The 2351-nt window shown below is 52.5% G+C and carries 5 protein-coding genes and 1 pseudogene; 5 read left to right on the forward strand and 1 reads right to left on the reverse strand.

Features of this window, described 5'->3' with window-relative positions:
* Together ACR0JI_RS21855 and ACR0JI_RS21860 are read left to right on the forward strand one after the other, a co-directional pair.
* Positions 1 to 229: pseudogene (locus ACR0JI_RS21855) on the forward strand (hypothetical protein); the annotation flags it as partial.
* The gene (locus tag ACR0JI_RS21860) at positions 226 to 579 is read left to right on the forward strand and encodes a hypothetical protein (protein WP_480478399.1); all 354 of its coding nucleotides are present in this window, start codon (positions 226 to 228) and stop codon (positions 577 to 579) included. The pseudogene ACR0JI_RS21855 and the gene ACR0JI_RS21860, both read left to right, overlap by 4 nt.
* Positions 580 to 671: 92 nt before the next feature.
* On the opposite strand, the gene ACR0JI_RS21865 is transcribed toward ACR0JI_RS21860, so the two are convergent.
* Positions 672 to 911, reverse strand: a complete 240-nt coding sequence (locus tag ACR0JI_RS21865; protein WP_480496671.1) for a hypothetical protein — start codon at positions 909 to 911, stop codon at positions 672 to 674.
* Between ACR0JI_RS21865 and ACR0JI_RS21870 the strand changes: the two genes are divergently transcribed.
* The 3 genes from ACR0JI_RS21870 (at position 879) to ACR0JI_RS21880 (ending at position 2165) form a co-directional block, all read left to right on the forward strand.
* The gene (locus tag ACR0JI_RS21870) at positions 879 to 1424 is read left to right on the forward strand and encodes a LuxR C-terminal-related transcriptional regulator (protein WP_480496669.1); all 546 of its coding nucleotides are present in this window, start codon (positions 879 to 881) and stop codon (positions 1422 to 1424) included. The genes ACR0JI_RS21865 and ACR0JI_RS21870 overlap by 33 nt on opposite strands.
* Positions 1425 to 1573: 149 nt before the next feature.
* The gene (locus ACR0JI_RS21875) at positions 1574 to 1831 is read left to right on the forward strand and encodes a ribbon-helix-helix domain-containing protein (protein WP_480478395.1); all 258 of its coding nucleotides are present in this window, start codon (positions 1574 to 1576) and stop codon (positions 1829 to 1831) included.
* Positions 1821 to 2165 carry a type II toxin-antitoxin system RelE/ParE family toxin gene (locus tag ACR0JI_RS21880; protein ID WP_480478392.1) on the forward strand — a complete coding sequence of 115 codons (345 nt, stop codon included), beginning with the start codon at positions 1821 to 1823 and terminating at the stop codon, positions 2163 to 2165. The genes ACR0JI_RS21875 and ACR0JI_RS21880 overlap by 11 nt, the downstream gene beginning before the upstream one ends.
* Positions 2166 to 2351 lie beyond the last annotated feature (186 nt).

The raw sequence follows: 2351 nt of genomic DNA on the forward strand, positions 1-2351 counted from the left end.
AGCGAAAGCCCTTCAGGCGCGGCATGCTGGATGGAATGTTCATTCATTGCATTTAGTCGTCGTCGAAATGCCAGACAACTTGGCAATACCCATGACCTTGCTGACTGGACAGGACGGGCACTGGGTACTCTTGGGTCCGGAAGGGCACGTCGTCGCCGTAAGCAATAGGAACCGTCCTCTTCGGGACAGAGAAAATGAACCTGACCCGATCATCAGGCCGTTGGAATGAAAGTGAATATGCAAAATGAGTTTGACGAAATGCTGGACAAGCTCGAAACGGGGGCCTTCGTGTACGTCGAGCCTTCTAGCAAGATGCTTGAATTCAACGAATACATAGCATCTCGGGGCTATAGCGTAGCCAGACTGGAGGTTGTGCGGCTCGAGGGCCAAGGGCCAGGGCGTGCTTTCGAGTACGACTTCCTGGCGAACGAGACCCCAGGCTACGAAAGGCAATGGCAGATCTTTATCGATCCGAAGCGATCTGCCGCAAATATCCGCGACATCGTGCAGCGCGCGTTGAGCGAGGGCGGCGAGTACCGATATCTGGTATGGGCCGAGGTGCCACCGTCCGGAGAATGACCGGTATGGGAAAGAGTAAAGGAAAAGGTGGATGAGGGGGACCGCGTTGCACGAATAGCGCTTGGGCCGCATTTGCCCCTTTCCCCGGTTCGTTATGCGACACGTTCATAGGTCGCACGACCTAGACGGGTCATGCGGTTGAGGGCTTTGACAGCGATGCGGGCTTCGGTTGTCTGGGTCTCCATGTTGCGGCTGCGAAGTTCCAGCCCGATGACCTGTTTGTAGCGCCCGATCTGAGCCTCGCCGCGCGATCTCTGGGTTCTGTTGCAAAGTTTTGAACCCGCTTCGAGTGGGACGCTTTGGTAGCAAGAATCCTCCCTGCCCTGCGTCATGAAGCACAGATCCTGCATCTGCTCGCGCTCGATGTCATTGGCACGAGTTTTACCTTTCGTTCGGATGCGCTCTCTGATCAGGAGATGGATGTGCTGAAGATGCTTGCATCAGGCTTGATTCCACCCGTCATCGCCAGTCAGACGGGCTTTTCGTCCCGAACGGTGGATGCGCTGATTGCTTCGATTGAAACCAAGCTCAAAAGCCGCACCATCGAACAAGCAGTCGCTCGGGCAGTGAGTGCGGGTCTTCTCAAATGGACCGACTTCTTTGCGGATCCCGTCGCTGAACTGGTTGATGTCGAACGACAGATCCTTTGTGGCGGGATCGTCCGTTGGTCTGGCAGATCACACGAGTTGATCACCTTCGAAGAAGGCCGAACTGTGCGGAACCTTGAGAGCTTTCAGGCGGTTCAGGTCCAAAACCTTGCCAAGGACTTCAATTTGAACGCTGAAGAGATTTTTGAAAAACTCGGGCTCAACTGGGATCAGAGCGTGTGGATAAGATACCTTTGAACGGCGTTGGCGTGGCACTTCGATAGAGCGGGATATGCAGGGAAGTTTCTTTCCACATAGATATGCCAATAAAACACGTCCGTGCACGCCCAATATTGACAGTTGTATGCAGCAGATTATACTACTCAGTAGTAGTAATGAGGTTTGATATGAGCGTCAAAGCATCAATATCCCTGACGGAGTCACAAGATGCCTACGCACGGAATCTGGTCGCCCAGGGTCATTACGCTAGCCTGTCCGCCGTGCTTCAGCATGGGCTTGAACTGATGCGCGAGCAATCGCAAAACACGGATGCACTGCGAGAGCTGCTGGATCAGCGTCGAAACGGAACCTTCATTACTCTCGAAGAGGGCGAAAAGCGCACCGCAGACATGATCGCACGCAAGCGAGCAGAGCGTGGTCTATAAAGTCGTTCGCGCCGAAGAAGTCACCGCAGATCTCGATCTCATATTTGACTATCTTGTTGAAGCAGCTGAGCACTTTGGTGAAAACTCAGAGACCGCATTTCTGCGCGCTGAAAATCGCGTCATCGAGATTCAGGAGAGCCTCGAAGGCCTGGCCAAAGTTCCACATCAAGGCACCTTAAGACCACATCTCGGCAATAGCATTCGGAATGTAACCAAGAACAAAGCGATCATCTATTTTGACGTCGACGATTATGAACAGGTCGTTCGGGTGCTCGCTGTCTTCTATAGCGGCCAAAACCACGATGCACATATTTTGCTGCGATTATTGTCCTAACACGAACCCGGTCATGGGGTGGCTACGAGAATCTTGAAAGCCTTGAGCATAAAACACCACATAACAACTTCTTGTGCAGCAATCCTCGGCCATAGTTGTCACTGTACCCTAATAAATCAGAATTAGCGGATTCACGGTGTTATGGGGCGTTTTTGTACCCTTAATTGCAATATATCCACAGGTTCA

Source organism: Ruegeria sp. N10 (assembly GCF_056531545.1).

Excerpts from the sequence above, each read along its gene's own strand:
- ACR0JI_RS21875 (WP_480478395.1), top strand. The coding sequence starts at position 1,574 with ATGAGCGTCAAAGCATCAATATCCCTGACGGAGTCACAAGATGCCTAC.
- ACR0JI_RS21860 (WP_480478399.1), top strand. The coding sequence starts at position 226 with ATGAAAGTGAATATGCAAAATGAGTTTGACGAAATGCTGGACAAGCTC.
- ACR0JI_RS21865 (WP_480496671.1), bottom strand. The coding sequence starts at position 911 with ATGACGCAGGGCAGGGAGGATTCTTGCTACCAAAGCGTCCCACTCGAA.